Source organism: Acinetobacter sp. 18QD2AZ41W (genome assembly GCF_009829025.1).
Taxonomy (GTDB): domain Bacteria; phylum Pseudomonadota; class Gammaproteobacteria; order Pseudomonadales; family Moraxellaceae; genus Acinetobacter; species Acinetobacter pseudolwoffii.
On sequence record NZ_WURP01000001.1, the window covers coordinates 184,783 to 210,227 of the forward strand.

General features: G+C 40.3%; 25 protein-coding genes and 1 pseudogene. 14 read left to right on the plus strand and 12 right to left on the minus strand.

Annotation, left to right across the window (positions count from 1 at the left end):
* Window positions 1–6 precede the first annotated feature (6 nt).
* Window positions 7–690, minus strand: a complete 684-nt coding sequence (locus tag GVV58_RS00795) for a hypothetical protein (RefSeq protein WP_074382808.1) — start codon at window positions 688–690, stop codon at window positions 7–9.
* 347 nt (window positions 691–1,037) lie between these two features.
* On the opposite strand from GVV58_RS00795, the gene tssH reads away from it, so the two are divergent.
* From tssH to GVV58_RS00820, 5 genes are all read left to right on the plus strand, one after another.
* Window positions 1,038–3,704 (plus strand): type VI secretion system ATPase TssH, encoded by a 2,667-nt coding sequence (gene tssH, locus GVV58_RS00800; RefSeq protein ID WP_159515787.1) that lies wholly within the window; start codon window positions 1,038–1,040, stop codon window positions 3,702–3,704.
* A 58-nt stretch (window positions 3,705–3,762) separates the two neighbouring features.
* Window positions 3,763–4,872 carry a type VI secretion system protein TssA gene (gene tssA / locus GVV58_RS00805; protein ID WP_159515788.1) on the plus strand — a complete coding sequence of 370 codons (1,110 nt, stop codon included), beginning with the start codon at window positions 3,763–3,765 and terminating at the stop codon, window positions 4,870–4,872.
* Window positions 4,873–4,880: 8 nt separating this feature from the next.
* Window positions 4,881–6,245: a type VI secretion system baseplate subunit TssK gene (gene tssK / locus GVV58_RS00810; RefSeq protein WP_005096852.1), complete on the plus strand. Its 1,365-nt coding sequence runs from the start codon at window positions 4,881–4,883 to the stop codon at window positions 6,243–6,245.
* Window positions 6,246–6,253: 8 nt separating this feature from the next.
* A complete protein-coding gene (gene icmH / locus GVV58_RS00815; RefSeq protein ID WP_159515965.1) occupies window positions 6,254–7,066 on the plus strand; it encodes a type IVB secretion system protein IcmH/DotU in 813 nt (270 codons plus the stop codon).
* Window positions 7,067–7,233: 167 nt separating this feature from the next.
* On the plus strand, window positions 7,234–8,190 hold the full coding sequence (locus GVV58_RS00820) for a M15 family metallopeptidase (RefSeq protein ID WP_171502614.1): 957 nt from the start codon (window positions 7,234–7,236) through the stop codon (window positions 8,188–8,190).
* A 7-nt stretch (window positions 8,191–8,197) separates the two neighbouring features.
* On the opposite strand, the gene GVV58_RS00825 is transcribed toward GVV58_RS00820, so the two are convergent.
* The 7 genes from GVV58_RS00825 to GVV58_RS00855 form a co-directional block, all read right to left on the minus strand.
* A complete protein-coding gene (locus tag GVV58_RS00825) occupies window positions 8,198–8,959 on the minus strand; it encodes an alpha/beta fold hydrolase (protein ID WP_159515790.1) in 762 nt (253 codons plus the stop codon).
* Between the two features lie 565 nt (window positions 8,960–9,524).
* Entirely contained in the window at window positions 9,525–9,893 is a 369-nt protein-coding gene (locus GVV58_RS00830; protein WP_005096846.1) for a hypothetical protein, read from the minus strand.
* Entirely contained in the window at window positions 9,894–10,256 is a 363-nt protein-coding gene (locus GVV58_RS00835) for a hypothetical protein (RefSeq protein ID WP_071851342.1), read from the minus strand.
* A 129-nt stretch (window positions 10,257–10,385) separates the two neighbouring features.
* Window positions 10,386–10,988: a nitroreductase family protein gene (locus GVV58_RS00840; protein WP_005171034.1), complete on the minus strand. Its 603-nt coding sequence runs from the start codon at window positions 10,986–10,988 to the stop codon at window positions 10,386–10,388.
* Window positions 10,989–11,450: 462 nt separating this feature from the next.
* Complete coding sequence (locus tag GVV58_RS00845) at window positions 11,451–11,942, minus strand: hypothetical protein (protein WP_100355114.1); 492 nt, start codon at window positions 11,940–11,942, stop codon at window positions 11,451–11,453.
* A 126-nt stretch (window positions 11,943–12,068) separates the two neighbouring features.
* Window positions 12,069–13,463 carry a class II fumarate hydratase gene (gene fumC, locus GVV58_RS00850; protein ID WP_005171036.1) on the minus strand — a complete coding sequence of 465 codons (1,395 nt, stop codon included), beginning with the start codon at window positions 13,461–13,463 and terminating at the stop codon, window positions 12,069–12,071.
* 135 nt (window positions 13,464–13,598) lie between these two features.
* Window positions 13,599–14,609: an NAD-dependent epimerase/dehydratase family protein gene (locus GVV58_RS00855; protein ID WP_074382815.1), complete on the minus strand. Its 1,011-nt coding sequence runs from the start codon at window positions 14,607–14,609 to the stop codon at window positions 13,599–13,601.
* A 71-nt stretch (window positions 14,610–14,680) separates the two neighbouring features.
* On the opposite strand from GVV58_RS00855, the gene tusD reads away from it, so the two are divergent.
* From tusD to GVV58_RS00875, 4 genes are read left to right on the plus strand one after another with little or no spacing between them, the layout of a single operon-like run.
* Entirely contained in the window at window positions 14,681–15,049 is a 369-nt protein-coding gene (tusD, locus tag GVV58_RS00860; RefSeq protein ID WP_005096839.1) for a sulfurtransferase complex subunit TusD, read from the plus strand.
* A gap of 44 nt (window positions 15,050–15,093) precedes the next feature.
* Complete coding sequence (locus GVV58_RS00865) at window positions 15,094–15,444, plus strand: hypothetical protein (protein WP_005096837.1); 351 nt, start codon at window positions 15,094–15,096, stop codon at window positions 15,442–15,444.
* Between the two features lie 19 nt (window positions 15,445–15,463).
* A complete protein-coding gene (locus tag GVV58_RS00870; protein WP_100328661.1) occupies window positions 15,464–15,748 on the plus strand; it encodes a hypothetical protein in 285 nt (94 codons plus the stop codon).
* Window positions 15,749–15,762: 14 nt separating this feature from the next.
* Window positions 15,763–16,074 carry a TusE/DsrC/DsvC family sulfur relay protein gene (locus GVV58_RS00875; protein ID WP_074382817.1) on the plus strand — a complete coding sequence of 104 codons (312 nt, stop codon included), beginning with the start codon at window positions 15,763–15,765 and terminating at the stop codon, window positions 16,072–16,074.
* A gap of 112 nt (window positions 16,075–16,186) precedes the next feature.
* On the opposite strand, the gene GVV58_RS00880 is transcribed toward GVV58_RS00875, so the two are convergent.
* The 3 genes from GVV58_RS00880 to ybaK all read right to left on the minus strand — a co-directional run bounded on the left by GVV58_RS00880 (window position 16,187) and on the right by ybaK (window position 18,631).
* Entirely contained in the window at window positions 16,187–16,675 is a 489-nt protein-coding gene (locus GVV58_RS00880; RefSeq protein ID WP_159515791.1) for a hypothetical protein, read from the minus strand.
* A 62-nt stretch (window positions 16,676–16,737) separates the two neighbouring features.
* Window positions 16,738–17,991 (minus strand): YncE family protein, encoded by a 1,254-nt coding sequence (locus tag GVV58_RS00885; RefSeq protein WP_159515792.1) that lies wholly within the window; start codon window positions 17,989–17,991, stop codon window positions 16,738–16,740.
* A 172-nt stretch (window positions 17,992–18,163) separates the two neighbouring features.
* A complete protein-coding gene (ybaK, locus tag GVV58_RS00890; protein WP_074382819.1) occupies window positions 18,164–18,631 on the minus strand; it encodes a Cys-tRNA(Pro) deacylase in 468 nt (155 codons plus the stop codon).
* 914 nt (window positions 18,632–19,545) lie between these two features.
* Here ybaK and aroQ point away from each other — a divergent pair.
* The 3 genes from aroQ to accC are packed head-to-tail and all read left to right on the plus strand — an operon-like array spanning window position 19,546 to window position 21,820.
* On the plus strand, window positions 19,546–20,001 hold the full coding sequence (aroQ, locus tag GVV58_RS00895; protein ID WP_005096831.1) for a type II 3-dehydroquinate dehydratase: 456 nt from the start codon (window positions 19,546–19,548) through the stop codon (window positions 19,999–20,001).
* A 16-nt stretch (window positions 20,002–20,017) separates the two neighbouring features.
* Window positions 20,018–20,434: an acetyl-CoA carboxylase biotin carboxyl carrier protein gene (gene accB / locus GVV58_RS00900; protein WP_005096830.1), complete on the plus strand. Its 417-nt coding sequence runs from the start codon at window positions 20,018–20,020 to the stop codon at window positions 20,432–20,434.
* A gap of 18 nt (window positions 20,435–20,452) precedes the next feature.
* Window positions 20,453–21,820 carry an acetyl-CoA carboxylase biotin carboxylase subunit gene (accC, locus tag GVV58_RS00905; RefSeq protein WP_005096829.1) on the plus strand — a complete coding sequence of 456 codons (1,368 nt, stop codon included), beginning with the start codon at window positions 20,453–20,455 and terminating at the stop codon, window positions 21,818–21,820.
* Window positions 21,821–21,878: 58 nt separating this feature from the next.
* On the opposite strand, the gene GVV58_RS00910 is transcribed toward accC, so the two are convergent.
* On the minus strand, window positions 21,879–22,322 hold the full coding sequence (locus GVV58_RS00910) for a hypothetical protein (protein ID WP_005096827.1): 444 nt from the start codon (window positions 22,320–22,322) through the stop codon (window positions 21,879–21,881).
* 317 nt (window positions 22,323–22,639) lie between these two features.
* Between GVV58_RS00910 and GVV58_RS00915 the strand changes: the two are divergent.
* Window positions 22,640–23,900: pseudogene (locus tag GVV58_RS00915) on the plus strand (GGDEF domain-containing protein).
* A gap of 48 nt (window positions 23,901–23,948) precedes the next feature.
* Entirely contained in the window at window positions 23,949–25,439 is a 1,491-nt protein-coding gene (locus tag GVV58_RS00920) for an amidase family protein (RefSeq protein WP_159515793.1), read from the plus strand.
* Window positions 25,440–25,445: the final 6 nt, after the last annotated feature.

Sequence of the window (25,445 nt, forward strand, 5' to 3'; positions counted from 1 at the left end):
TCCTTGTTAATTATTTTTTAATGATCCAAATGGATTGGTAGTGAGGCCATGGGTTTGAGTGCTTATATTTTCTGGTTTCTTATTGTTCATGGCTGCTGTATTCACTTTCGTATTATTACTCGATGTTTTATTTTTCTTTAGATTAACATTTTGTTTTAGCGTAGTATTTGCCTTAGTTTTTATCTGTTTTGATTTCGAATTCAACGCTATATGGGATGAAGATTCAGAAAATTTCGGTGCGGGTTGTGCCAGATAAATATGTTCAGTCAGTGATTTGGCTTGCGGATAGGTAAATTCGTTTAAAGCACGAACTTCTGTACTACGCATCTGCTCTAAACTTCCGGCAGAGATTCCAATACCGGCCAAAAAACCAAGATCAGTCAAATCCTGATGATGGTAATTCTGCTGATGTAATTGCTCGATTAAATTCAATGCCTTCAGGTTATATCCTAGTTCGACATAGCGCTTGGCGATTTGGGTATTGAGTTGATGCTGTAGCGGAATATTTTTCTTCGCCGATTTGTCGCACAGCTGCTGATATAAACCGATCAGTGCTAAATCAGTAGCATCTTTTGCCTGTGGATAGGCCTTGATACATGATCGATTTAATTCTGCAGCGTGAGTTTGAGCAAAACATAGCTGTGCCATTCCTGAGATGAGCAATACGATAAAACTTAAATTGTTTTTCAAAGTGAGCCTCATTTTTTGTTGTTTTTTATTTTTGAATATTAAAAAATGATTTTTCTATTCTTATAATTTTAAAATCGTGATGTAGATTTAACAAAAAATGATCACAAAAAGTCAATACGAAAATGAGTTTTAGTTAAAAAATTTATGTAATTTGCTAAAATTGCTAAATTCCGATCAATGAATGCAGACTTTTTATTGGATTTGAGTAGAATATGCCAAAAATAGTGCATCAAAATATTTTGATAGCTTATAGATAAACTTAAATAAATAAAAATTAAACTTAATAATAAGAATCATATAGCTATAAATTCCCAAAATATCAGGCTATATATTGAAAAGAGAAAAATATGAGTAATTTAAAAATTTTGATTACAAAATTATCCGAACATGCGCGCCTCTACCTTGAAAAATCGGCGAACTCCTGCATTAAAAATCAAAATTATGAAATCGAAATTGAGCATTTTTTCTTAGAATTGCTACAACAAAATGAATTAAATGATATAAAGTTCTTGCTGAAAAAATATAAAATTGATGAAGATAATCTGATTAATGAGCTTCGTCTGAGTATTCAACAACTGAATAAAGGGAATTCTCGCACTCCTATCTTTGCTAAATCAATTATTCGTGTATTAGAACAAGCCTGGCTTTTGGCTTCAGCAGAAAAAAATCCGATGATCCGGAGTGGACATTTACTGGTTGCTTTGCTTACTGCACCGGATCTATATCAAGTTGCGATTCGTGCCTCTGCATTATTTGAGCTATTTCCAATTGATAGCATGAAGCACCAATTTTTAGAGCACTGTAAGCAAAGTATTGAAAGCCCAGATCATATTCATTGCAGCAACATACAAGAAAATTCACCCGTTCAACAGCCAGAATTTAATAAAACTCCAGCACTCGATCAATACACAATAAATTTAACTGAAAAAGCGCGCCTAGGCCAGATTGATCCAGTGATTGGTCGTGAATTCGAAATCCGCTTGATGCTAGATATACTGACGCGCCGTCGTCAAAACAATCCTATTCTTACTGGCGAGCCAGGAGTAGGAAAGACTGCCGTTGTAGAAGGACTGGCACTTAAAATTGCTACCCATCAAGTACCTGATCCACTTAAAAATGTAGAGCTGCATATGTTGGATCTTGGATTATTACAAGCGGGTGCCAGTGTCAAAGGTGAATTTGAAAATCGACTCAAACAAATCATTCAGGAAGTTCAGTCTTGTCGTTATCCTATTATCTTATTTATTGATGAAGCTCACACCCTGATTGGTGCTGGAGGTCAAGCGGGTCAGAATGATGCAGCCAATCTGTTAAAACCGGCTTTGGCACGTGGTGAACTACGCACCATTGCAGCGACGACTTGGGCTGAGTACAAACAATATTTTGAAAAAGATGCTGCGCTTAGTCGGCGTTTCCAGGTCGTGAAAGTAGAAGAACCGACTGAAGAAGTGGCTATCAATATGTTACGGGCCATGATTCCGGTCATGACTCAACATTTTCAGCTGCACATTGATGATGAAGCCATTATTGCTGCGGTACGTAATTCGCATCGTTATATCAGTGGGCGGCAATTACCAGATAAAGCTATTAGTGTTTTGGATACGGCAGCAGCACGGGTGGCTTTGAGCCAAAATTCGCAACCGGTCAAGTTAGACCAGTTACAGGCACAGTTACATAATTCTCAACTGGAATATGGCCTTTTACACAAAGAGCATCAAGATCCCCTGATGCATCAAGAGCGTTTAATTAAATTATCAGAAAAAATTTCCAACTTAGAACAGGAAATTTCACAGCTGAGATGCCAATGGCAGCAAGAACTGGAACTAATTCAGCAAATCAAATCCTTACAGGCTCAATCTGAACAGAGTGAGAAGCAGAATCAAATAAAAACATTACGCCGGCATTTAGCCCAGATTCAGGATCAAGATCCATTGGTCTTTGAAGGTGTGAACACGCTTATCATTAATCAAATCATTTCAGACTGGACTGGAATTCCGGTAGGAAAAATAATGAATAATGAGATCCAGCAAGTATTAATGCTCCAAGATAAATTATCACAACGTGTCATGGGCCAGGATGATGCATTACAACAGCTGGTACAAGGCATTAAAACGTCTAAAGCTCAACTGGATGATCCGAACAAACCGCAAGCTGTGTTTTTGTTAGTTGGCCCAAGTGGTGTAGGAAAAACTGAAACTGCCCTCGCCTTGGCGCAGGAATTATATGGTGGTGAGTCACATCTGATTACGGTGAATATGTCGGAATATCAGGAAGCTCATACTGTATCTTCCTTAAAGGGTGCGCCTCCAGGTTATGTCGGCTACGGTCAAGGAGGCGTATTGACGGAAGCTGTGCGCCGTAATCCATATAGCGTAGTTTTACTGGATGAAATCGAAAAAGCGCATACTGATGTGCAGGAGTTATTTTATCAGGTCTTTGACAAAGGAATGCTGGAAGATGGCGAAGGCCGACTAATCGATTTTAAAAACACTACGATTCTGCTGACGTCGAATGTGGGTTCCAGTGCCATGATGCAGGCTTGTTTAAATCAACCTAGGGAAAACTGGCCGGATGCCAATACTTTGATAGATCAATTAAAACCAAGCTTATATCAGCAATTTAAACCGGCCTTTCTAGGACGTATGCAGATCGTGCCTTATTATCCTTTGCACGATGAACTGTTAATCCAGATTATTCAGCATAAACTGGCAAAGATTATCCAACGCATCCAGCAGCAATATGCCATGCAAGTTACTTATAATGAAGACGTGCTTGAACTACTACTCAGCCGCTGTACTGAAGTTGATAGCGGTGCACGTAATATTGATCATATTTTAAATGCTTCCATATTGCCTGCTTTGGCTACAGAAATACTCATGGCCATGAGTGAAGAAAAGCTGCCTAAATTAATTCATATTGATGTCCAGCAAGATGAAATCCTTTACAGCGTAGATCCAAAAATTAAAACAGTTAAAAAATCTCGTTCTAAAAGCAATAAAGCTGATGTTGCATAATCGGATTAAATAAATAAATAAATAATAAAAACAAATAAATATAAGAATGGGTATAGAAATGACACTGAAATTTGAATATTTATTGCAAGGAATTTCTATTGAACAGTCCTGTGGCGTGGATTGTTCATTTTCAAATGATTTTCATGCGATTAAAAAAGCCAAAACTTGGGATGATCCCCTATTGGATCAAGGTGACTGGATCGCTGAACCCAAACAAGCGGATTGGCAATTTGTGAATGACAAAATAATTGAATTATTGTGCGAAAAAACCAAGGATATTCGATTATATACTTGGCTCATTCAGGCATGGAGTCATCTATATGGTTTTGAAGGTATTGCTCGAGGATTAGAACTAAGCCAAAAAAGTCTGAGGCGCTACTGGTTAGAGATACATCCTGTTATTGAAGAGGATAATCTTGATCAGCGTTTGGGTTTGTTGCAAGGTTTGATTGCGCAATTCCCTAGGCTAATGAAACAGATTCCTTTGGTCAGCTCCGCACCTTTTTATAGTTTAAGTACATATGAAGCACTTTTACATCAGCGCAATATGCAGCTAAAACAACAGGATTATTCTTCTGAAAATGATCCTGTTCAGGACTTGGAATATTTTGAGCAACTATTGCTAAATACTGACAAATCTATACTGAGCCGAAATAATCAATATCTTTTGGAGATTCAGACAGAGTGGCAAAAACTTAAAACCACTTTGGATCAACTGTTGGGTCTGGATGCACCAAGTTTTGCAGCCACAGACTCTCAGCTCGAAGCAATATTCACTAGTATCAAGCGAATCTATAAAATCGAAAATTTTGAGCAACCTTCCGAAATAATATTAGATCAGGTGAACTCACCACAACCTCATACTTCAGAAGCAGTTGTGATGAATATCTCGCATGCAAATTCAAATCTGCAAAAATTTCAGCCCCACGCCCAAAACCATTTGGTCAATCGTCAACAGGCAATGCAGTTATTACAAGAGATTGCTCAGTATTTTCAGATCAATGAACCACATAGCCCAGTGAGCTATATGCTACAAAAAACAATTAAATGGAGTCAGCTGCCCTTACATGAATGGCTGGCTCAAGTCATCAAAAATGAGAATCCTGTAGAGCATGTCCATGAATTACTGGGTGTACATACCAATAATGAATCAAATAATGAATGGTAAATATTAAAATGTTCAGAGCAGAAAAAGTACTTTGGGGCGAAGGTCTATTTTTAAGACCGCAACATTTTCAATTACAAGATGCTTATCATGAGCAACGTTTGAGTCATATGATTCGTGCGACATTTCCTTTTGCTCATGGAATTCAGTCCATCCAATTTGATGAAGCACAGTTCAGTATGCACATACTGGCATTAAGTAAAATTGAAATGATTTGGCAGGATGGTGAAATTTATCAGGCACCAGCACAGGATTTATTACCGGAACCCGTGCAACTGGATGCTTTAAACCTGCATGGAGAGATGCAGGTTTATTTGGCTTTACCGATGCTACAACCGAATAAAAAAAATGTAAGTCATGCCGAAAGTACTCAGGCTGGCCGTTATCACTCGCAGTTAATTTCAACCCACGACTTATTTACCGATGCAACGACTGCAGAAATCACCCTGTTACGCCGTCGTGCTGAATTTAAGCTATTTGAACTCGGGCAAATACCTCAACAGCATCTGGATGGCTATTTATATATCCCGGTTGCTCAAATCAAAAGACAAAGTTCAGGAAATTTTATTCTCAATCATAAGTTTATTCCTCCCATTCTACATATCCAGGCATGTGAGTATCTGCTAGACAATTTAAAGCGAAGCTTAAATATCATTCGAGCCAAAATTAAGACGATTCAATCCAATAACCGTGAAAATGAACAGAAATTGATTGAATTTCGCTCGGGAGATATTGTCTCTTTCTGGCTGGTAAATGCCTTAAATACAGCCCATGCAAGCTTGAACCATATTTTGCAGTATCCGCAAATTCATCCGGAACGACTATATGCGGAACTGCTACGACTTACTGGATCTTTACTCACCTTCTCGACTGCTTATGAGATTGATCAACTGCCACAGTATCAACACCATCAACTTTACGACAGCTTTAATCAGCTGGATATTATTCTCAGAGATTTACTCGATACGATTATCTCGAATCGCTATATCAGTATCAGTTTAAAAGAAACACGTCCATCCTATTGGATTGGGAGTCTGGAAACAGACAAAATCAGCCGAAATACCAGGTTATATCTGGCTGTATCGAGTAGCGTAATGCCAGCGCATAATCTGATTGCGCATGTTCCGGTCCGTTTCAAGGTCGGCAGTACCATCGATGTTGAACAACGCGTAATTGCAGCTTTGCCTGCTGTGCCATTGCAGCATCTTATGCAGGTTCCTACGGCAATTCCGGTGCGATCCGGTGTTCATTATTTTGAGATCGAACCAAATAATGAACTGTATCAGCGCATGCTGGATTCAGAAGCAATTTGTGTTTATATCCCGAATGGGTTTCAGGATATTGCGATTGAACTCATTGCGGTTATGAATGGATGAATATTCAAATGAATACAATCACAAATAATCCTTCTTCACTGTTTGAAGAGGATCAGAACGGAATCGGCGATATAGCAAGACAATCTATCGAAACCAATATCTCATACGGGGCAAGTTTGCTAGATTTATTGCATGATGGTTTTTATATCGTTTTTCTTGTAAAAAATAACTACATACCTGCTGATATAGAATTATTCCGTGAGAAAGTTTTGCAAATGCTCAGCCAATTTGAAAGCCAGGCACGTAAGGTACAATTTTTAGCTGAAGATATTCAAGATGCCAAATATGCCTATTGTGCTTTACTGGACGAAACGATTGTCACACAACAGGATGAGCGGTTTTTTGATTTGCAGAATTTCTGGCTGTTGAGCCCGTTGCAATTAAGTCTGTTTGGTTCACAACTGGCTGGCTATCAGTTCTTTGAATATCTGGAAAACATCCGTCATAAAGACAAGGATCGACTGGCAGTATTAGAGGTTTATCATTACTGTCTATTATTAGGCTTTCAGGGAAAATACCGGATTGAATCGATTGAACATTTGAATAGTTTGGTGGCTCGAGTCGGAGATCAGATTGATTATCTCAAAGTCAAGAAAACGACCTTTTCTCCTTTTTCCGCGCTTCCCGATCAAATCAGACATATAATTCATCGAGAATTACCATTTTTCTGGATTCTAATTTTCCTGTTTTTATTTGCAGTATTCAGCTTTGTCGCTTTTAAATATGTTTTATCGACAGAACAAATAACTATTTTTACTCAATATCAGAATCTGATTAGCGCTCCTGCTGAGCAAGCTTATATTACGATTCATTTACCCTAATTAAATTTTTCAGATCAATACCATGAAAGCTCATAAAAATAAAAACTTAAAAGTATTTACTTCAGAAAAATTGAATGCAATCTTTGCAAAGAATTGCGCCGTTGTACAATTTATATCGCTTAAGAAAAGACTGGGTTGGAATCTGAACTAGATCAAGTATTTCACTTATGATTTTTATCATATTGAGTAGCTTCACCCTAATGAGTTTGGTAATGTTCGCCCTGCTGTCCTATGAATTTAGACGAAGGATACAGGGTGTTTTTCTCAGATTTATTCCGCAAAGCAAACAGCAATTGACTCAAGCAATACATTTTTCACGTAAATTTTATCGGGCGGCCTCGCCTGAACATCTGCATTCTCATTGGTATGTGCAGCAGTGGTGGATTTTGATTACCGGATTAATATTATTTGGCAGTATTTTGCTACTCGCTTTTACCCAGCCCTTAACTGCCAGAAAATTTGAATCTGAATATTTAAGGAAAGTTGATCCACAAATTTATGCTCTTTTGGATGGGCAAATGTTGACGGCTCCGCCTGAAGTTGCTGACCACCTCATTATAGAAGCCCTTCAACAAGAGCATTTTCCAGATCATCCGGCTATTTCAGCACAAAGCTTTAATTCAAATCTTGAAGATATTTATAGACCAGCAATGCATACACATTCAGATATCAGTACAGCAGACCGTAAATGGCATAAGATGAATCCACGATTTAAGCAACGTTTACTGATGGTATTTAAAATCATGAAAGAACAGCATGATTATGAGCTGGTTTTACTTGAAGGCTATCGGAGTCCGGAACGGCAAAATTCGTTGGCAACCGATAGTAATATTACCAAGGCCAAAGGCTTTCAGAGTTATCATCAATTTGGATTGGCTGCAGATATTGCCTTTAAACGGCATGGCAAAGTAGTCATTACAGAACGTGATCCCTGGGCCATGCGCGGTTATGAGTTATATGGTCAGGTCGCTGAATCGGTAGGTTTGACCTGGGGCGGCCGCTGGAAATCCATTAAAGATTTCGGACATACTGAATATCGTATGCCCGGTTTAAAGAAAACTGCTGAGATGGCACATCAACTGATCCATGAAGGTCAATTACAGGTATATACATTACAGCCTTAAATATTACTTAATTAAGAAAGGCTTGCATGTGTTTAATGACTTCATCTGGTTTTTCACCATGTAGCCAATGACCGGTATTTTCAATAACTTCGATTTTTGCCTGAGAAAACTGTTCATTAATTGCTGCAAAATGTTCTGGTTTTGAGATATAAAAAGAATTACCACCACGCAGAAATAAGGCTGGCTGATTAATTTTTTCGACCTTTTCCCAAGCCATAATATCTGGATAATGATCAAATAAAGCCTGAACATTAAACAGCCACTGCCCTTTATTAAAGGATTTTAATAAAAATTGAATCACCATTTCTTCATGAATATATTTACGCATAATTTTTGCTGCTTCCAGTCGTGAAGCAACATTTTCTTGCTGTACTGCAAATAAGGCTTGAAAAATTTCAGCATGATGATTTTCATGATATTGGATCGGTGTAATATCAAGGACGACGAGTTTTTCAGTCTGTTCACGAGCTAAATCTGCCAGTTTCATAGCAATTTTCCCACCCATAGAATGTCCAACAACGACAAACTTATGAACATTTAAACTGGATAAAGTTTCCAATACATCTTCTGCCATGAGCTGATAGTTAATATCAGAGCTATGACCAGAAAGACCATGATTACGCACATCAATTTGGATCACGGTTCTCTGTTCAGAAAAATGTCGAGCCAATACTCCTAAATTACTCAAACTACCAAATAAACCATGAATAAAGATCATTGGAGATACTGTTGAAGTTTCATGATGGTGTAATTGATAGTTAAGGATCATTTGAGAATTCCGTGATTTCTTGATTTAATTGTTAATAGTGGGTTGATATTGAAAATTAATCAATTGCCAAATTTTTAAAATAAAAATTTGCTTAGGCTATTTGTAGCAGGTTGATCAATTTTGCTTAGGCTATTTTATAAATATAACAGGATTAGTTTTGTAGCATAAATATAAGATATAACTTCACTACCCTGCTTGGAGTACCATTCATTTATGTATGAAGACAAAATTCACGCTATTCGTTATGAAGTCATTTCTATAATGCTTATGTGTGACATGATCAAGCAACAATATTATGCAGTATTAAAAGATCTCTCGACAAAGCTTAGAAAAATATTAAAGTTTAATTGTTAAATTATAGTTATCAATTTTCTTATTTCCCGGATATATCCCCGGGATAATGAGTAACAATCATGCTTATACTTTAGTTTAACTTTACAAAAAACCCTACAGATAGATGCATCTTATTTAAGATGATATTTTTTGGTCAAAATCCAGCCAAGATTAAAATAATAATATTCTCTTTATTTTCATTAATGCGTGATGAGAAGAAGTACCACTCGCCCTATTCAACATCCCTATTTTTACAGAATAAGGTGGTGGTCATTCCTGATTTACTCAGGCTCTGATCCTGTCGATCAAGAAAACTTTTGGCGACCATAGCCATCATGGGCGCCATATCCAGACTGTTATTTTCTTCAGAAACTTTTTGAATGTCCTGATAGGCTTTCAGTCGATTACAAAAAGCCTGACGTTGGGTTTTGGCATCGGCCTTTGGATCATCTTCATCTAAAATGTGCTTGGTTTCATTGACGATTTTAGTCTGTTCTGAAATAAACTGGTCATACGCACTTTGTGAAAGTGGTTCTGCAAAGACCATGCTATTCAGTAAGAATAACAATCCTGCACAAATGAAAGATGATTTTTTTAGCATTTAGATTTCTTCTTTCCAGACATCTTCATAATCATCGGCATCAATCATGAAACGAAAACCTGTTTCCAGAGCCAGATATGGTAATACTTCTGGTGCGATATCCTGTAATTCACGTACTGTCATGGTTTCAAAAGCCTCTTCACTTGAAGGCTCTCCACCATAAATATACCAGCTGATATTTTCCGCTGTCTCAGGCTTTTTACGGATGCCGACAATCGGATCCTGTTTCAAGGTATGTACAGCCACAGCAACAACATCATCACCTGTAACTTCAACATAAGCCGAGCCTACTTCTTCACAAAGTAACTTTTGCTCTGCGATCAGTTCTTGTAAAGGTGACAGGTTTTGCGTGTTTTTCGACATTCGGTCTTACTCATCAATTTTCATTAGCGCGCTATTTTAACTTAATTTTAATGAAGCTGATTGGGATTTCATCGAGATGTTAAAATATCTGCGCTTAAAATTGTTTAAGCGCAGATATGAATTTCAGGCTTATTTGAAAATTTTAAAACGCTCTTCGTCCGCAAGATAATCTTTGGCATGTGTTTCGCCTTCGATTGAACCAAAGACCAGCTGTGCGCGAAGCTTCCAGTTGGCTGGAATGTCCCACTCAGCATGCACCTGCTCATCTACTATCGGATTATAATGCTGTAAAGATGCACCTAGGCCTTCAGTATGTAATGCTGTCCATGTGGCAAATTGCGCAATCGCAGTAGAATGCTCTGCCCAGACAGGGAAGTTATCCGCATAAGACGGGAATTGCTCCTGCAACGCTTGTACCACTGTTTGATCTTCAAAGAATAATACCGTACCTACACCAGCAGCAAAGCTGGCCATTTTAGCAGTGGTTTTTGCTGCACTTGCTTCATCTTTTGCATAACTTTTTAATTTATCTGCAACGATGCCCCAAAACTTTTCATGTTCTGTGTTGAATAAAATGACGGCGCGTGAAGACTGAGAATTAAAAGCAGATGGACTTTGTTTAATTGCAGTTTGAATTAAATCAGTTAAACGTTCAGGAGATTGTTCAATATTCTTGCCAATGGCATAAATAGTACGGCGTTTAGTAATTAAATCTAAAAACTGATTCGACATTTTTAAAAATCCTGGGATATATCTTCGGGAAAATTGGAACCTTTAGTTATTTTTGTGAAGCATAGCTAATCAATTAAACTTTTAGCTTATCTAAAAATAAAGCTTATATACCTTAAAAAATAATAGACAGAATTACTAGGCTATTTGCTTGATATTTTTATATATTTTTTAGCTAAAACTGATTCTTTTCACCTATTTTTTAAACAAAGGTTAAAATTACTGCCCAATGAAAATACTTTAGGATAAATAGTGGGCTATCTTGCTCTGTTCTCGGGCGAAATTCTAGGAATCATTATTTTTATAAGGTTTATTTTTTGAAGATCCCTGTTAAAGAGAATCTAATAATATAGCTTAGGCTATTTCCAAGCATCTCCGATCATGAAGGAAAGCTTAGGCTACAGATAAAATTAATCCCCCAAGAATGGAGGACTAATTTTTAGCAATGAAAACTATAAACTTAAATTAAAATTTTGCATTCAAAACTTGAGCTGATACTTTACTTTTCCACAGCTCACGTAGTGTCGGTAAATAGAATTTCTCACCTAGTTCAACCAGTTCTGCATCGATCAGTGCATGCATTTCGTGCATAAACAGATAGTCCAGTTCAACTGTACTTAGTTTTGACTGCTGCTTTTGATAGTCCTTACGCTTTTGCTGGGCTTGTTTAACCAAACGATCCGCAAATGCTTTATCTTTAAACTGGCTAATCGCCTTTAAACGCAGTTCAATAATGCCCCAACCGGTTAACAACATTTGGAAAGTCTCAAAGTCACCGCTGGTCGACTCCCAAGACATTTCTTCCAGATTTTCATCATCTGGAAGCACCGGCAAAAGAAGTTCCATGACACTTGGAAAAATCTTTTTAAAATTCAGAATAAATTTAACAGGATGCTCACCTGGATAATCCTTGAATTGCACCTTTCTTTGAACATCTGTTAAATAAATATCAAGCATAAAACAATCATCAGTGGTTAATCTCATCGAGATCTATTGTACGCAACTCTGCCTGAGATAAAAACCACTGCTGACGATTCCATGATAAAACAGGCTGAAAGATTGAAAATAAAAGCCTTAAACGCTTTATTTTACATTTGGTGAGACCATCTGTTCAGGACGTACCACCTCATCAAACTGTTCAGCCGTGACTAAACCAAGTTCAACAGCCACCTGCTTTAAGGTTTTAGCTTCTTTATAGGCAGTTTTGGCAACCTTGGCTGCATTCTCGTAACCAATCACCGGGTTTAATGCAGTGACCAGCATTAATGAGTCATGCAAGAAATGATCAATCTTGTCACGGTTCGGCTCAATACCTACGGCGCAGTGATCATTGAAACTATTACAGGCATCACCCAAGAGCTGGATGGATTGCAGTAAGTTATAGGCAATCACAGGCATAAACACATTCAGCTCAAAGTTACCCGATGCACCTGCCACATTAATCGTGGTGTCATTTCCAAGCACTTGCGCCACCACCATGGTCATGGCTTCACTTTGCGTCGGATTGACCTTACCCGGCATAATGCTTGAACCTGGCTCATTTTCAGGAATACGCAGTTCACCAAATCCACAACGAGGCCCACTGGCTAACCAACGAATATCGTTGGCAATTTTATTTAGGCTGACTGCAAGGGTTTTTAATGCGCCTGAAGCAAATACCGCAGCATCACGGCCGGCCAAAGCTTCAAATTTATTCGGAGCAGTGACAAATGGTAGACCTGTCAGCTTCTCCAGTGTTTCTGCGGCCTGAACTGCATAATCAGGATGGGCATTTAGACCTGTACCAACAGCCGTCCCGCCCAATGGCAATTCATACAAACCCAGTAAAGCTTGCTGTAAGCGAATCAAGCCATGATCAAGTTGGGATACATAACCACTAAATTCCTGACCTAGGGTTAAAGGTGTCGCATCCTGTAAATGCGTCCGGCCAATTTTGACAATATCGGCAAAGGCTAAAGATTTTGCATGCAAGGTATCACGTAGACGGGTAAGCGCTGGAATAAGAAGTTGATTAATCTGCAAACTCGCTGCGACATGAATCGCAGTCGGGAAAGAGTCATTGGTCGATTGGGCACGGTTGACATGATCATTTGGATGAACCGGTTTTTGCGCACCTAAATGATTGCCCAATTTTTGATTGGCAATATTAGCTATCACCTCATTACAGTTCATATTACTTTGCGTGCCTGAACCGGTTTGCCAGACCACCAGTGGAAACTGGCTATCCCACTGCCCGCTAATCACCTCATCTGCTGCATCCACAATATAGCCCGACAGCTCTTGAGGAATCTGATCCAGTTTAGCATTGGTCAAGGCTGCAGCTTTTTTTACCAGTCCCATTGCACCAATCATTGCCCGTGGCAAGCGTTCATTGCCGATCTTGAAGTTTTGCAAGCTACGCTGGGTCTGAGCGCCCCATAAAGCCTCACTCGGTACGGCCACTTCGCCCATGGTGTCATGTTCAATACGTGTTTGCATGTTCAACCTCAATTTTTTACATATCGCTGATTTTAAAAGCATCTATCACGATACTTTGCTAGATTAATTAAAAGTAATCGATTATATTAAATATATAAATGATAATTATTATCAAATATTTTTTACTTATCTCATTTACTGTCCTCTCAGTATATTTTGATAAAATAGCCATTCATCCTCAAGCATCTTTTTCAGTGAACGTTGCGGTTGCCAATGCAAAATCTGCTGTGCCTTTTCAATATTCGCGCCTAGCTGGTCAAGCTCTGCATGAGGATAAGGCAAGGCATCGACTGTTCTAATTGCAGATTGGGTCACTTCTGCCAGTTGATCCAACAAATCCTGTATCGAAATGAGCGTTCCAGCAATATTGAAGGCTTCACATTTTAATTCCTGTTGTTGCCATAGCCACTGCAAGGATTTAATCACCGCATCACAACTGTCTGCCACATGCAGAAAACTCCGCTCTACTGTTCCATCCGCAGTATAAGCCTGACGGCGTAATTCCAGATATTCGCGCTGCTGCGCAGCGACCTGCATTGCCAAAGGCACAATATTTTTCGGTAAAGGTGGCACCGCCTCGCCTAGGACACCATGCTCGAAGGCGCCGCTAATATTAGATAGTCTTAAGATAGCAATGCGCCACTCGTTATCTGTTTTGACAGTATCCCGAATAATTTCCTCAACCATCTGTTGCGATTTAATATAGGGATTGGGATAAGTATAGTTAAAAGGTAGATCTTCATTGAGATCCGTACCGGATTGTCCATAGACTGCCAGACTGGATAAATGCACCAGATGCCGTACGCCGGTACGTTGCATGGCGCGCATTAAGCTCATAATACAGCTGACATTATCATTATAATATTCAAGGGGTTTTAATACTGATTCTTCTAGCGACTTAAAACTGGCAGCATGTACTACAGCCTGAATCGAATGCTGTTCAAATACTTTGTTTAATGCAGGCGTATTGCGAATATCAATTTTGATAAAAGGCACATACATCCCGGAAATATATTCAAGTCGCTCCAGCGTCTGCAAATTGGCATTGGCCAAATTATCGACCACAATGACCTCTAATCCTTGTGCTAACAGACTTAAAGCAATATGTGAGCCTAAAAAGCCTAATCCACCCGTCACTAAAATCATTGTATACTACCTACTTTCTGATGAAGCCCAGATCAAGCTGTTGCTATTGATCAAGCCTGTAGTGAATTTCGATGAGCACCTTAATTCTTGTTACCTCCGCACCAACTTCTATTTATGCCTGGCATGCCCTTGGTTTGGCGCAGGCATTACACAACAAAAACCAAGAATTCCGCGTATTCTTTTATCAGGACGGCGTGTCGGTCGCAAATGCACTGCAATGGGTGCCCGACGATCAACGTCATCTTACACATGCCTGGCAAGCACTCAATATTCGCCTACCGGTCTGTGTAAGTGCAGCACTGGCGCGAGGGATTACAGATCAGGACAATGCTCAACGTCACAATATTCAGCAGCATAATCTGGCGGATGCCTTTGAATTGGTCGGTTTAGGTGAACTTGCCGATGCTGTTCAATCCTCACAACGTCTGATTCAATTCTAGATGTTCCATTTTTTAGAATGTGTTGCTTTTCCAAGGAATCTTGTGTGAAATCTGTACTTGTTATATTAACCCAAGCCAATCTGACCAGCCTGCAAGTGCATGAAAGCCTGTCTGCGACCATGGTTTTGGCGACATTTGGTGCGGAAGTGAAAGTTCTGCTACAAGGTGCAGGCCTTAGTCTTCTACGCTCAGAACTGCAATTTGATCAGTTACAACATGCCTTTAAACTGGCATCGAATATGGTCGACAGTTTTGAGTTTTATGACCTGACTCCAATTCTGATTGAACAGAAAAACCAGAACTCGCCCTTTGTGGCTCAGAGCGAACAAGAGATTGAATTTATTGAGCTAAGCCCAGCGTTTATTCAAGGCTTTGATCATGTGCTGTATTGGTAAGGAATAAAGGATATATAAAATGTCAAATCACACACTTTATCTGATCCAATCGAACTATGCGGCAACGGCGCAGACTCTGGAACAACTCGCTCAAATTTATACCCCAGTTGATCAGATCGTACTGATGGGTGAAGCCGTATTACAGCTGGAGCATTCATTTCTACAAAATTTGCCGCAAATTTACATGCTGGAAAATGATGCAGAGCTTTTGACACAGCCTTTGTCGGTTCAGGTCAAGCTTCTCGATTTTGCCGATTTTGCAGATCTTTGCCTCGGGTTTAATCGCTGTATTTCAATGAAATAATCAATGAGTTAAATATGAATTTAGAACTGGATCAAGATGGTCATCTGATCGATTACACCATTTGGAATGAAGACGTCGCGCAAGTCCTGGCCAATAACCTGGAACTAAACTTAACCCCGTGGCATTTTGAAATTCTGCAAGCAGTGCGTCAGTTCTATCAGCAGTTTGGCCATTCACCGGCCACACGTCCCTTAATTAAATTCCTAATGAAAACGGTTAGTGCTGACATTAACAATGCCATGCTTCAGGAAAAGTTTAATACGGGTCTGGTCGCGCGGCATTTAAGCCGTTTGGCCGGCGTACCTAAGCCTGCGAATTGTTTATAAAAGTACGCTGTCTTCACTACTTATATCTAAACGCCTGAATTCTCATTTGGGCTTTTTTATGAAAGCAATTTTCACATCTAAAATAATAAAAGATATTCGTGGCTTGAATTCCTCAACTTCGGATTTGTTCTAAGGTTCGCAAAGCCCGATGCAATTCATGATCCATTTCTGGCAGAACTTTCAGCAGAAACTCAATTTGTGCTTTCGCCTCGTCTCGAGTCACCAGTTTAGCTTCTACCAGCGTCTGCTGTAGACTAACCAGCAAACTGACCTGTCTAGGATCTGGTTGTTGCCCCTGACCTAAAGCACTGATGATTTGAGCAAAGTCTAGATATAACTGTTGTTGTTGCTTTAACAATAGGCTTTGCTTTGTAGCTACATTATTTGGTTCAGCCTGTGTATTTTGGCTATTGCTCTTAAAACTCAGAGACATATAGCTGAATGATTTTTCAAGTCGGGCAACCTGATCACGATGGGCTTGGACTTGATTGGCAAAATCAGTCCGATAGATGTCTTGTCGTATCTGGTAAGCAATAGCCACCAAAATGCCGAACAAGAGTAATCCGATGATGAGATATAAAAGAACGGTCTTATCTTTCATCTTGATCTCCTCAACCCAATAAAGACAGCTCTTATCAAAACGCTGCCTATATCGTTGCTCGACTACGGCGTTGACCAGTCTATTGGTGCATAGCCGATCCGGACACGTTGTGGATGATTCCCAACTGGTACACTGAGCACTTTATCCCCTGTGGCAAAATCAATCACGGTCACCACATCGGTTTCACTTTCGGAAATCACACAGCTTTTACCATCTGGACTACGCGTTGCCCAATAGGGTTTGCCGGCAGGAATCAGTTTGCCGGCAGTCAGCGTCTTACGATTTACAATCGTGGCATAATCATCCATGGTTCCTGCAACACAGAGCTTTTCACCATCAGCACTGATTGACAAACCATGATGACGCGAATCATTGACCCATTTTGTCCGGTCTTTCGGGATACTATCACTGCCAGGGAGCTGTCCGATCCGGCTAATCTTGTTCTGATTCAGATCGTACTCAATCAGACCATTAAAAAATGAAACCTGGGCATAAAGTTTCGTTTCATCCTTGCTAAATACCATTGGGCGAACTGAATTGGATAAATCCTTGCGACCAAATGCATCGAGTGCAGGTCTGAAATCAATTTTTCTCAGCACTTGATGGGTATTGGCATCCGCGATGCTAATGTAGCGTTTTCCTTTGGTGAAATCCTGCCACTGTGCATCCATTGACGTTTCAACATTGCCAATCGCGGAGTTCAGGATCTTGTTACCATCATCGAAGTAGATATTTTCATGTGGTTTATCACCCGTAGCAAAACGCCCTAACTCTTTGCCAGTGTGAATATCCAGGACATGTACCACATTGCCTGAAGATGCTGACACCGCCACGCGTTGACCATCTGGCGAAACCGCCATGTGATCGGCACGAAAACCTTCAACCGGTGTACGCCAGTTCATCTTGCCTGTTTTGATATTAATAGAGACCACATCGGCGAAACTTGGACGCGATGCCACGATGGACTGACCATCTGGCGTCGAGTACATATCATCTACCAACTGATCATTACCTTCACCCGCTGTGGCCTGAATATAGGTATAGGCAATCAGCTTGATTGGATTGAGATGAATTTCTTTGAGACGCTCTTTACGGTCAGGAATCATGTTAATGACGCCAATTTTGCCAAAATCACCCGATGGACGAATCACAGTCACTGTGCCATCCCAGTTGTTTCCGACAAAGAAAACCTGCTGTGAATTGGCAGGTGCAGCTGAAGGCGCAGAAGCGGCCTGTACACTCGGAAACGCAGACAGCATCGCCATTGCAGATAAGGTCAGACAGAATCGTGGCCATTTTTTATTTTGAACTTTCATCCTTTATGCTCCGCATAATCATTTTTATTATTTTTAATTCTTTATTGCGCACATTTCCGCTGTGCTTATTCGTGACCTAATATACAAAGGTATAAAATGATTTGCTGATTTTTCCGACCAAAAAAAGATCACTTCAAACGCTATTCATATAAATCTTCAGGGGAATTTGACCTTATACATCCAGCACATCGACAAACTGTGCATTCAGCACTTTGGCAAGATCAGCCGGTTTCAGTCCGATATCCAAGCCTCTTTTACCGCCACTCACATATATTTTATTGAGCTTTTCTGCCGATACATCAATGACTGTTTTTAAACGTTTCTTTTGTCCGATTGGACTGATTCCACCGACCAGATAACCGGTTAAACGTTCGGCATGTTTCGGATCTGCCATTTGCAGTTTCTTGCAACCACAAGCTGCCGCTACTTTTTTTAGATTAAGCTGATGATTGACTGGTAACACGGCAACGAAATACTGTTTTTCATCCGTTACCAATAGCGTTTTAAAGACTTCTTCGACTTGTAATCCTAATTTTTCTGCAGCCTCTAAACCAAAGCTTTTCGCATTGGCATCATGTTCATATTCATGAATACTATATTCAATTTTTTGAGTTTTTAAGAGTTTACATGCAGGTGTCATAATACTTCTGGCTCAAGTCTGATCGCCTTAGTATATAAATATTCGCTCAAGAAGTTAATGTTTTTGCCCCATACCTCTGCTCCATATGCATGACTACAAGCTGTTTCTGAGATTTTTTGCAAAGAAAGTGGCGTGCAAAATACCAACAAAGATATGTGTTTTTGCCACTATCTAGATATCAGATGCGCCTGTGCCTAGCGATTTAGAATGCTTTGAAATGAACATATTCGTCATTTCATCAAGATAGCGACAATCTAAATTTTTCCAAACCCTTCGCTATAAATCTCTTTAAATTCGATGTCTGTTTCTTAGTCAGCTTTATAAATTTAGAAACAGAACATAAAACTGATCTCTAAATTGAAGTAACTCATTTTTATCTGGTATTTTGTAATAAAATGCATATAAAAACACAGACTAAAATATTAAAATAAGCTTATTAACATATTGTCTTATCTTGCCTTTTTAAGTATTTCTCCATCTTTTCAAGATGAGATTTTGACATTAAGGGAAGCACGGTTAAAGGCAAAGTTAGGCTAGTCATCCTCTCACGCAAGTCAAGGATCTCTCGATTGAATGTCCTAATCGTTTTGGCCAGACATGAATTTTTGCAAGATTAAAATATGATCAAACAGCAGAGCTGATCCTTAACATGAAGATACAGTTACATAAAGGATATTAACTGTTTTTGCCAATTGGGTTTACAATGAAAACAATCTGAATACCCTGCGAATTGTAATTTTTTAACATTGCCAAATCTCTGCAAAGTTTTCATTATAGCGCCACTGTTTAGGATATGCTTTCTACGTCAATTCAAAGAAATTATAAATAGTCATGTAGAAAATCATGCAATAATAAGCAGAGTTTGCAGCTATCTTGCAAACAAACCTCGATACTTTTTAATTGGAGCATGCTGGATGAGTTCGACCATTTTGGTTATTCATGGACCGAATTTAAATTTGCTTGGAAAGCGCGAACCAGAAGTTTATGGTCATCTTACGCTTGGCGATATTAATCAGCAACTGACTGCTCAGGCTCAACAGGCCACATTACAACTCGATACCTTCCAAAGCAACTGGGAAGGCGCAATCGTTGACCGAATTCATCAAGCCCAACTCGACGGCGTACAATATATCATTATCAATCCGGCAGCATTGACACATAGTTCTGTTGCGGTTCGCGATGCCCTGCTTGGTGTCGCCATTCCTTTTATTGAAGTCCATTTGTCAAACGTCCATGCACGCGAGGCATTTCGACATCATTCGTACTTGTCCGATAAAGCCATCGGCGTGATCTGTGGTCTGGGTGCAAAAGGCTATGCTGCTGCGCTCGACTATGTCATTGAAAAAATACAATCTTCTACAAAATCTTAATTAGGAATACTGTCTCATGGATATCCGTAAAATCAAGAAACTCATCGACTTGATGATTGAATCTGACTTACAGGCGATCGAAGTTAAAGAAGGCGATCAATCGATTGCATTAACTCGTCGTAATCCAGTGGTTGCAGCGGCTGTTCCTGCAATGCCTGCACCTGCAGCTGAAGTACCTGCGGCGAAGTCTCCGCGCGGTGCTGTTGAAACATCTCCAATGGTTGGGGTGTTTTACTCTGCACCAAGCCCAGGCGAAGCGACATTTGTCAAAGTGGGTCAAACCGTTTCTGCTGGTGATACCTTAGGTATTATCGAAGCAATGAAAATCATGAACCCGATTGAAGCAACTCAAAGTGGTGTGATCGAAGAAATTCTAGTGAAAAATGGTGAAGTGATTCAATTCGGCCAACCACTTTTCCGCTACCGCGCTTAATCACCCCGGGGATTTATAATGTTGCAAAAAGTTTTAATTGCAAACCGTGGTGAAATTGCTTTACGCATCACCCGGGCTTGCAGAACTTTAGGGATCAAAACCGTAGGTGTCTATTCTGACGCAGACAAAGACCTGATGCATTTGCGTTTCTGTGATGAAGCGGTTTGTATCGGTCCGGGTGCGAGCAGTGACAGCTACCTGAATATTCCTGCGATTATTACAGCTGCTGAAATTACTGGCGCAGATGCCATCCATCCTGGTTATGGTTTTCTCGCTGAAAATGCTGAATTTGCTGAAATCGTAGAAAATTCTGGTTTTATCTTTATCGGTCCACGTCCAGAACATATTCGCTTAATGGGGAACAAGGTTTCTGCCATTATTGCCATGAAAAAAGCGGGTGTACCAACTGTACCGGGCTGCGACCATGCCGTAACCATTCACAATGCACTCGCTGAAGCGAAAGAGATCGGTTTCCCGCTGATTGTCAAAGCTGCTTCTGGTGGTGGTGGTCGTGGTATGCGTATCGTCGAAAATGTCGACACCCTGCTGGAATCTGTTCAGGCTGCACAGCGTGATGCAGAAATGTGGTTTGGTGATGATACGGTCTATATGGAACGTTTCCTGCAAAAGCCACGTCATGTTGAAGTACAGGTACTGGCTGATGGTAATGGCCATGCGATTCATCTCTATGATCGTGACTGCTCGCTACAGCGTCGCCATCAAAAAGTACTGGAAGAAGCGCCAGCACCGAACTTACCAGAGCAAGCACGTGCCGATATTCTAGAAGCCTGTGTCAATGCCTGTAAACTGATGCAATATCGTGGTGCAGGTACATTCGAATTCCTGTTTGAAGATGATGGATTCTTCTTCATTGAAATGAATACGCGTGTTCAGGTTGAACATCCGGTAACTGAAATGGTAACCGGTATTGATATTATCGAACAGCAATTGCGTATTGCTGGTGGCTTAGGTCTCGATATTCAGCAAGAAGATGTCAAGGTTTTAGGACATGCGATTGAATGCCGTATTAACGCAGAAGATCCATCAACCTTCTTGCCTTCACCCGGCAAGATTGAGAGCTTCTATGCACCAGGCGGCGCAGGTATCCGCTTAGACTCGCACATCTACCCAGGCTATAGCATTCCGCCGTATTATGACTCGATGATCGCCAAACTGATTTCGCATGGCAAGGACCGTGAGACGTCTATTTCTCGCATGAGAAATGCCTTGGAAGAAATGATTTTGACTGGTGTTAAAACCAACATTCCTTTGCACAAAGATTTAATCCTTCAGGATAAAAACTTCTGCAAACAGGCGATGGACATTCATTATCTGGAAAAACATTTGTTGAAACAGCTAGAAGGTGCTGAAGACAAAACTCAATAAGCTTAAAGCTTATAAAAAACCGCTGAAATTCAGCGGTTTTTTTATGTTGATGATTCATTTATGGTAATACACGTCTGAGCACGGCAAAGCATTGCTCGGCCTTGTCATTGGCACAGAAATTAATCGTGTACGGATTTTGCCATTTCACAAAATACTGGGAAATTTCACCGGATTGATCAACCTGATTGCCTGAGCAGTCTTTTTCATTATTATCATATTTAACCTGAAGAATCAGTGCGGGAATCTGAACGGTCGGATCCTGTGCAGGCTGATAATCATATAATCCTGAAGTCCACTCTTCACCACTTTTAATTACGACATTATTATTGCTTTTAAAATTATAATATTCGATACATTTTTTATTATCCGGAATTTCCATCCCCCACAACCCCACAATTTCAGGCCGGGTTTTCACGGTAAATGTATTTGGGATTTCAGCAGCTTTAGCAGAAACTTCCGCTGGTTTTTTATTTTCTGTCGCCATTAGCCAAGGTGAGCTCATGAGTAAGATAAGGCTAAGACATATTTTTTTCATATTTACCGGCATCGTTTTAACAATTGATTCTAAGTTAGCATATTTTTTCAGAATCGTATCCCACTCTGGAGCAGTTTAAATCTGAGTCCATAAAGTTTTTATCATATTGTTTAAAAACATGGATTTCTTTTCCAGTTTATTTTGTATATATTTCGTATATAACAATCTTAACGTCATGTATTAATAACAGATTAATCAAAAAATAACTGTATATATAAAATCAGACTTACTTGCTAAACAAAGTGATCATTCACACTTAAAAATTTAAATATAGGATTTTAAATTTGCAATTGGCTCGAATAACAGAACAACAATTAAATCATGAAACCTATGCTTATTTTGTCATTGTGTTCGCTGTTTTAGTATGTTGTTTTATTGGGATCGCAACCAGGCCACTCGGCTATCTCGCCCTGACCTGGCCAGCCAATGCTGCCTTACTGGCCATATTCCTGCGTTTTCCACATTTAAATCATCTGGGCGGCTGGCTGGGTGCATTCAGTGCTTTTATGTTTGCAGATCTGGTCACAGGCAACAGTCTGCTGCAAAGCCTGTTTCTTACACTTTCCAATCTGATTAGTACCATTGTCTCGATATTTTTTATTCGTTATTTCAAGATTAATTATAAATACTACAATACCGGTTATACCTTTGGTTCTGGCCTTTCCCAGAATCAAGGATATGCAGTATCTGTTTAAAAACCGCCGTCAAAAGCGTCATCATTTCAGTTATTTTCTGCCCGCAGCTACAGTCGTACTCTGTGTCATCATCACCAATATTTTTTCAGGTCCGGGCGCCCTGCTCTATCCTTTGGCTGCGCTGATCTGGGCCGCATTAACCTATCGCCTGTTTAGCATGACACTGATTAATGCGTTTGTGACTATTTTAACCTATTACAGCCTGACGCAGTTTTATGCCACAACGCATGACACCTTGGCAGATTCTACGATTTATATTTCGCTCCGGATCGGGCTGTTTATGCTGGCCTTATCGCCGCTTATTCTTTGTATTATTAGTCAAAACCGCAATGAGCTGTTTAAACGGGTTCTCTATCTGGCCAATCATGACAGTCTGACCCACACCATGAACCGTCATTTTTTCTTTCAGAAAGGTGAATATTTACTGCAATATGCCAACAGAATGGAATTTTCGGTCATCATGCTGGATATTGATCATTTCAAACGTCTGAACGATGATTTTGGCCATCATGTCGGTGACAAGGTGCTGCAACATTTTGCGGAAATCATTCGCTGCAATTTACGTGCTGAAGATCTGTTTGCACGAATTGGTGGGGAAGAATTTGTGCTGTTACTCTGGAACACCGAGCCTTTTGAAGCTTAGAATATTGCAGAACGCATACGTAAACGTGTAGAAAAAACCCCGATGCATCAATCAGATGGTTCAGACCTCTACATTACCGTGAGTGTAGGGATTACCCATCAAAATGAACCACAATCACAAGACCTGCACAACCTGATCAATATTGCAGATCAGGCCTTATATCAGGCCAAACATCGTGGACGTAATCAGGTGGTACTTGCATCTTAAACTAAAATCATCTACAACCTTGAACAGCATTAACGCTAGGGAATGGCAATGAAATTAGAAGAATATCTACAATATGACGGTTTAGGACTGGCTGAACTGGTCGCCAATAAACAGGTACATTCCAGTGAACTTTTATCCGCTGCCTTAGAGCGTAGCTCAATTGCCAATCCCGAACTGAATGCTATTATTATTCCCATGCATGAGCATGCATTAAAACGGACCCAGCAGAATTTATCCGGACCTTTTGCCGGTGTGCCTTTTCTGGTCAAAGACCTGTTTCAGGAATATGCAGGTTATCCAACCTCTTATGGCTGTCAGGGCTTAAAACGGATCGGTTATATTGCCGAAACCAATGCCGAGATTGTCAATCGTTGGGAAAAAGCTGGAATTGTCACTTTTGGCCGTACCAATACGCCTGAATTTGGCATTAAAGGGATTACCGAACCAGATGCCTGGGGTAGCTGTAAAAATCCATGGAATTTACAACATAATAGCGGCGGCTCATCGGGTGGCTCGGCTTCTGCTGTGGCTGCCGGCATTGTGCCAATTGCGGGTGCAGGCGATGGCGGCGGTTCGATACGTATCCCCGCTTCATATTGCGGGCTGTTTGGTCTAAAACCAAGTCGTGGCCGTACCCCCTGGGGGCCGCAAATGAGTGAGGCCATGCATGGTGCAGCGATTCAGCATGTCCTGACCAAAACAGTGCGAGACAGTGCTGCAATGCTGGATGCCACGCATGGTGAAGATCACAGCTCGCTATTTAAGATTCAGCGTCCACAGCATCATTATCTGGATGTAATTCAGCAACCACCTAAAAAACTGAAAATTGCCTTTAATCCCCATTCTACCATTGGCACGCCTGTCTCTCCGGATGCTGTGAAAGCCATCGAACAGACGGCCAAACTGCTGGAATCTTTGGGACATGAGGTGGTTGAAGACCGTCCGGCCATCGATGGCATGCAACTGGCCAAGGATTTTATTACCACCTGGTTTAGCCAGTTTTCATTTATGCTGGATGAAATCCAGAAAGGCTACCCGTCTAAAGCGAAGGATTTTGAACTGGACTCTTTAGCATTGGCGGCTTTTGGAGCTAAAACCAGCGCACTTGATTATATCCAGAACCTGAATAACTGGGGCCAGTACGTGACCCAGATGAATCATTTCTTTGATGATTATGATCTGTATCTGACGCCTGCAACCGCAACCGTCGCACCGAAAAATGGCGAAGTCAAAACACCTGCATGGCAGAAGCCAATTTTAAAGGCTTTATTGGGTGTAGGTAAGGCCCATCTGCTGGCACAAGGTAAACTGGTCGATCAGATTGTCAAAGAAAACCTGAAATGGGTACCTTTTACTCAACTTGCCAATATTACCGGGCTTCCAGCCATGTCAGTGCCGTTGTACTGGAATGAACAAAACCTGCCGCTCGGTTCGCAGTTTATTGCACCCTTTGCCCGTGAAGACCTGCTATTGCAATTAGCTGCTCAACTGGAACAGGCACAGCCTTGGGTTCATCAGTACGCCAAAATTCGGATCTAAATTTTA

Bases quoted from the DNA above. Each gene is read 5' to 3' on its own strand.
- tssK (WP_005096852.1), top strand. From the start codon at position 4,881: ATGTTCAGAGCAGAAAAAGTACTTTGGGGCGAAGGTCTATTTTTAAGA.
- GVV58_RS00840 (WP_005171034.1), bottom strand. From the start codon at position 10,988: ATGTCGAATCAGTTTTTAGATTTAATTACTAAACGCCGTACTATTTAT.
- tssA (WP_159515788.1), top strand. From the start codon at position 3,763: ATGACACTGAAATTTGAATATTTATTGCAAGGAATTTCTATTGAACAG.
- tssH (WP_159515787.1), top strand. From the start codon at position 1,038: ATGAGTAATTTAAAAATTTTGATTACAAAATTATCCGAACATGCGCGC.
- GVV58_RS00920 (WP_159515793.1), top strand. From the start codon at position 23,949: ATGAAATTAGAAGAATATCTACAATATGACGGTTTAGGACTGGCTGAA.
- GVV58_RS00870 (WP_100328661.1), top strand. From the start codon at position 15,464: ATGTCAAATCACACACTTTATCTGATCCAATCGAACTATGCGGCAACG.
- ybaK (WP_074382819.1), bottom strand. From the start codon at position 18,631: ATGACACCTGCATGTAAACTCTTAAAAACTCAAAAAATTGAATATAGT.
- GVV58_RS00855 (WP_074382815.1), bottom strand. From the start codon at position 14,609: ATGATTTTAGTGACGGGTGGATTAGGCTTTTTAGGCTCACATATTGCT.
- aroQ (WP_005096831.1), top strand. From the start codon at position 19,546: ATGAGTTCGACCATTTTGGTTATTCATGGACCGAATTTAAATTTGCTT.
- GVV58_RS00885 (WP_159515792.1), bottom strand. From the start codon at position 17,991: ATGAAAGTTCAAAATAAAAAATGGCCACGATTCTGTCTGACCTTATCT.
- GVV58_RS00835 (WP_071851342.1), bottom strand. From the start codon at position 10,256: ATGTCGAAAAACACGCAAAACCTGTCACCTTTACAAGAACTGATCGCA.
- icmH (WP_159515965.1), top strand. From the start codon at position 6,254: ATGAATACAATCACAAATAATCCTTCTTCACTGTTTGAAGAGGATCAG.
- GVV58_RS00830 (WP_005096846.1), bottom strand. From the start codon at position 9,893: ATGCTAAAAAAATCATCTTTCATTTGTGCAGGATTGTTATTCTTACTG.
- accB (WP_005096830.1), top strand. From the start codon at position 20,018: ATGGATATCCGTAAAATCAAGAAACTCATCGACTTGATGATTGAATCT.
- accC (WP_005096829.1), top strand. From the start codon at position 20,453: ATGTTGCAAAAAGTTTTAATTGCAAACCGTGGTGAAATTGCTTTACGC.
- GVV58_RS00825 (WP_159515790.1), bottom strand. From the start codon at position 8,959: ATGATCCTTAACTATCAATTACACCATCATGAAACTTCAACAGTATCT.
- GVV58_RS00880 (WP_159515791.1), bottom strand. From the start codon at position 16,675: ATGAAAGATAAGACCGTTCTTTTATATCTCATCATCGGATTACTCTTG.
- GVV58_RS00845 (WP_100355114.1), bottom strand. From the start codon at position 11,942: ATGCTTGATATTTATTTAACAGATGTTCAAAGAAAGGTGCAATTCAAG.
- GVV58_RS00875 (WP_074382817.1), top strand. From the start codon at position 15,763: ATGAATTTAGAACTGGATCAAGATGGTCATCTGATCGATTACACCATT.
- tusD (WP_005096839.1), top strand. From the start codon at position 14,681: ATGAGCACCTTAATTCTTGTTACCTCCGCACCAACTTCTATTTATGCC.
- GVV58_RS00820 (WP_171502614.1), top strand. From the start codon at position 7,234: ATGATTTTTATCATATTGAGTAGCTTCACCCTAATGAGTTTGGTAATG.
- fumC (WP_005171036.1), bottom strand. From the start codon at position 13,463: ATGCAAACACGTATTGAACATGACACCATGGGCGAAGTGGCCGTACCG.
- GVV58_RS00910 (WP_005096827.1), bottom strand. From the start codon at position 22,322: ATGAGCTCACCTTGGCTAATGGCGACAGAAAATAAAAAACCAGCGGAA.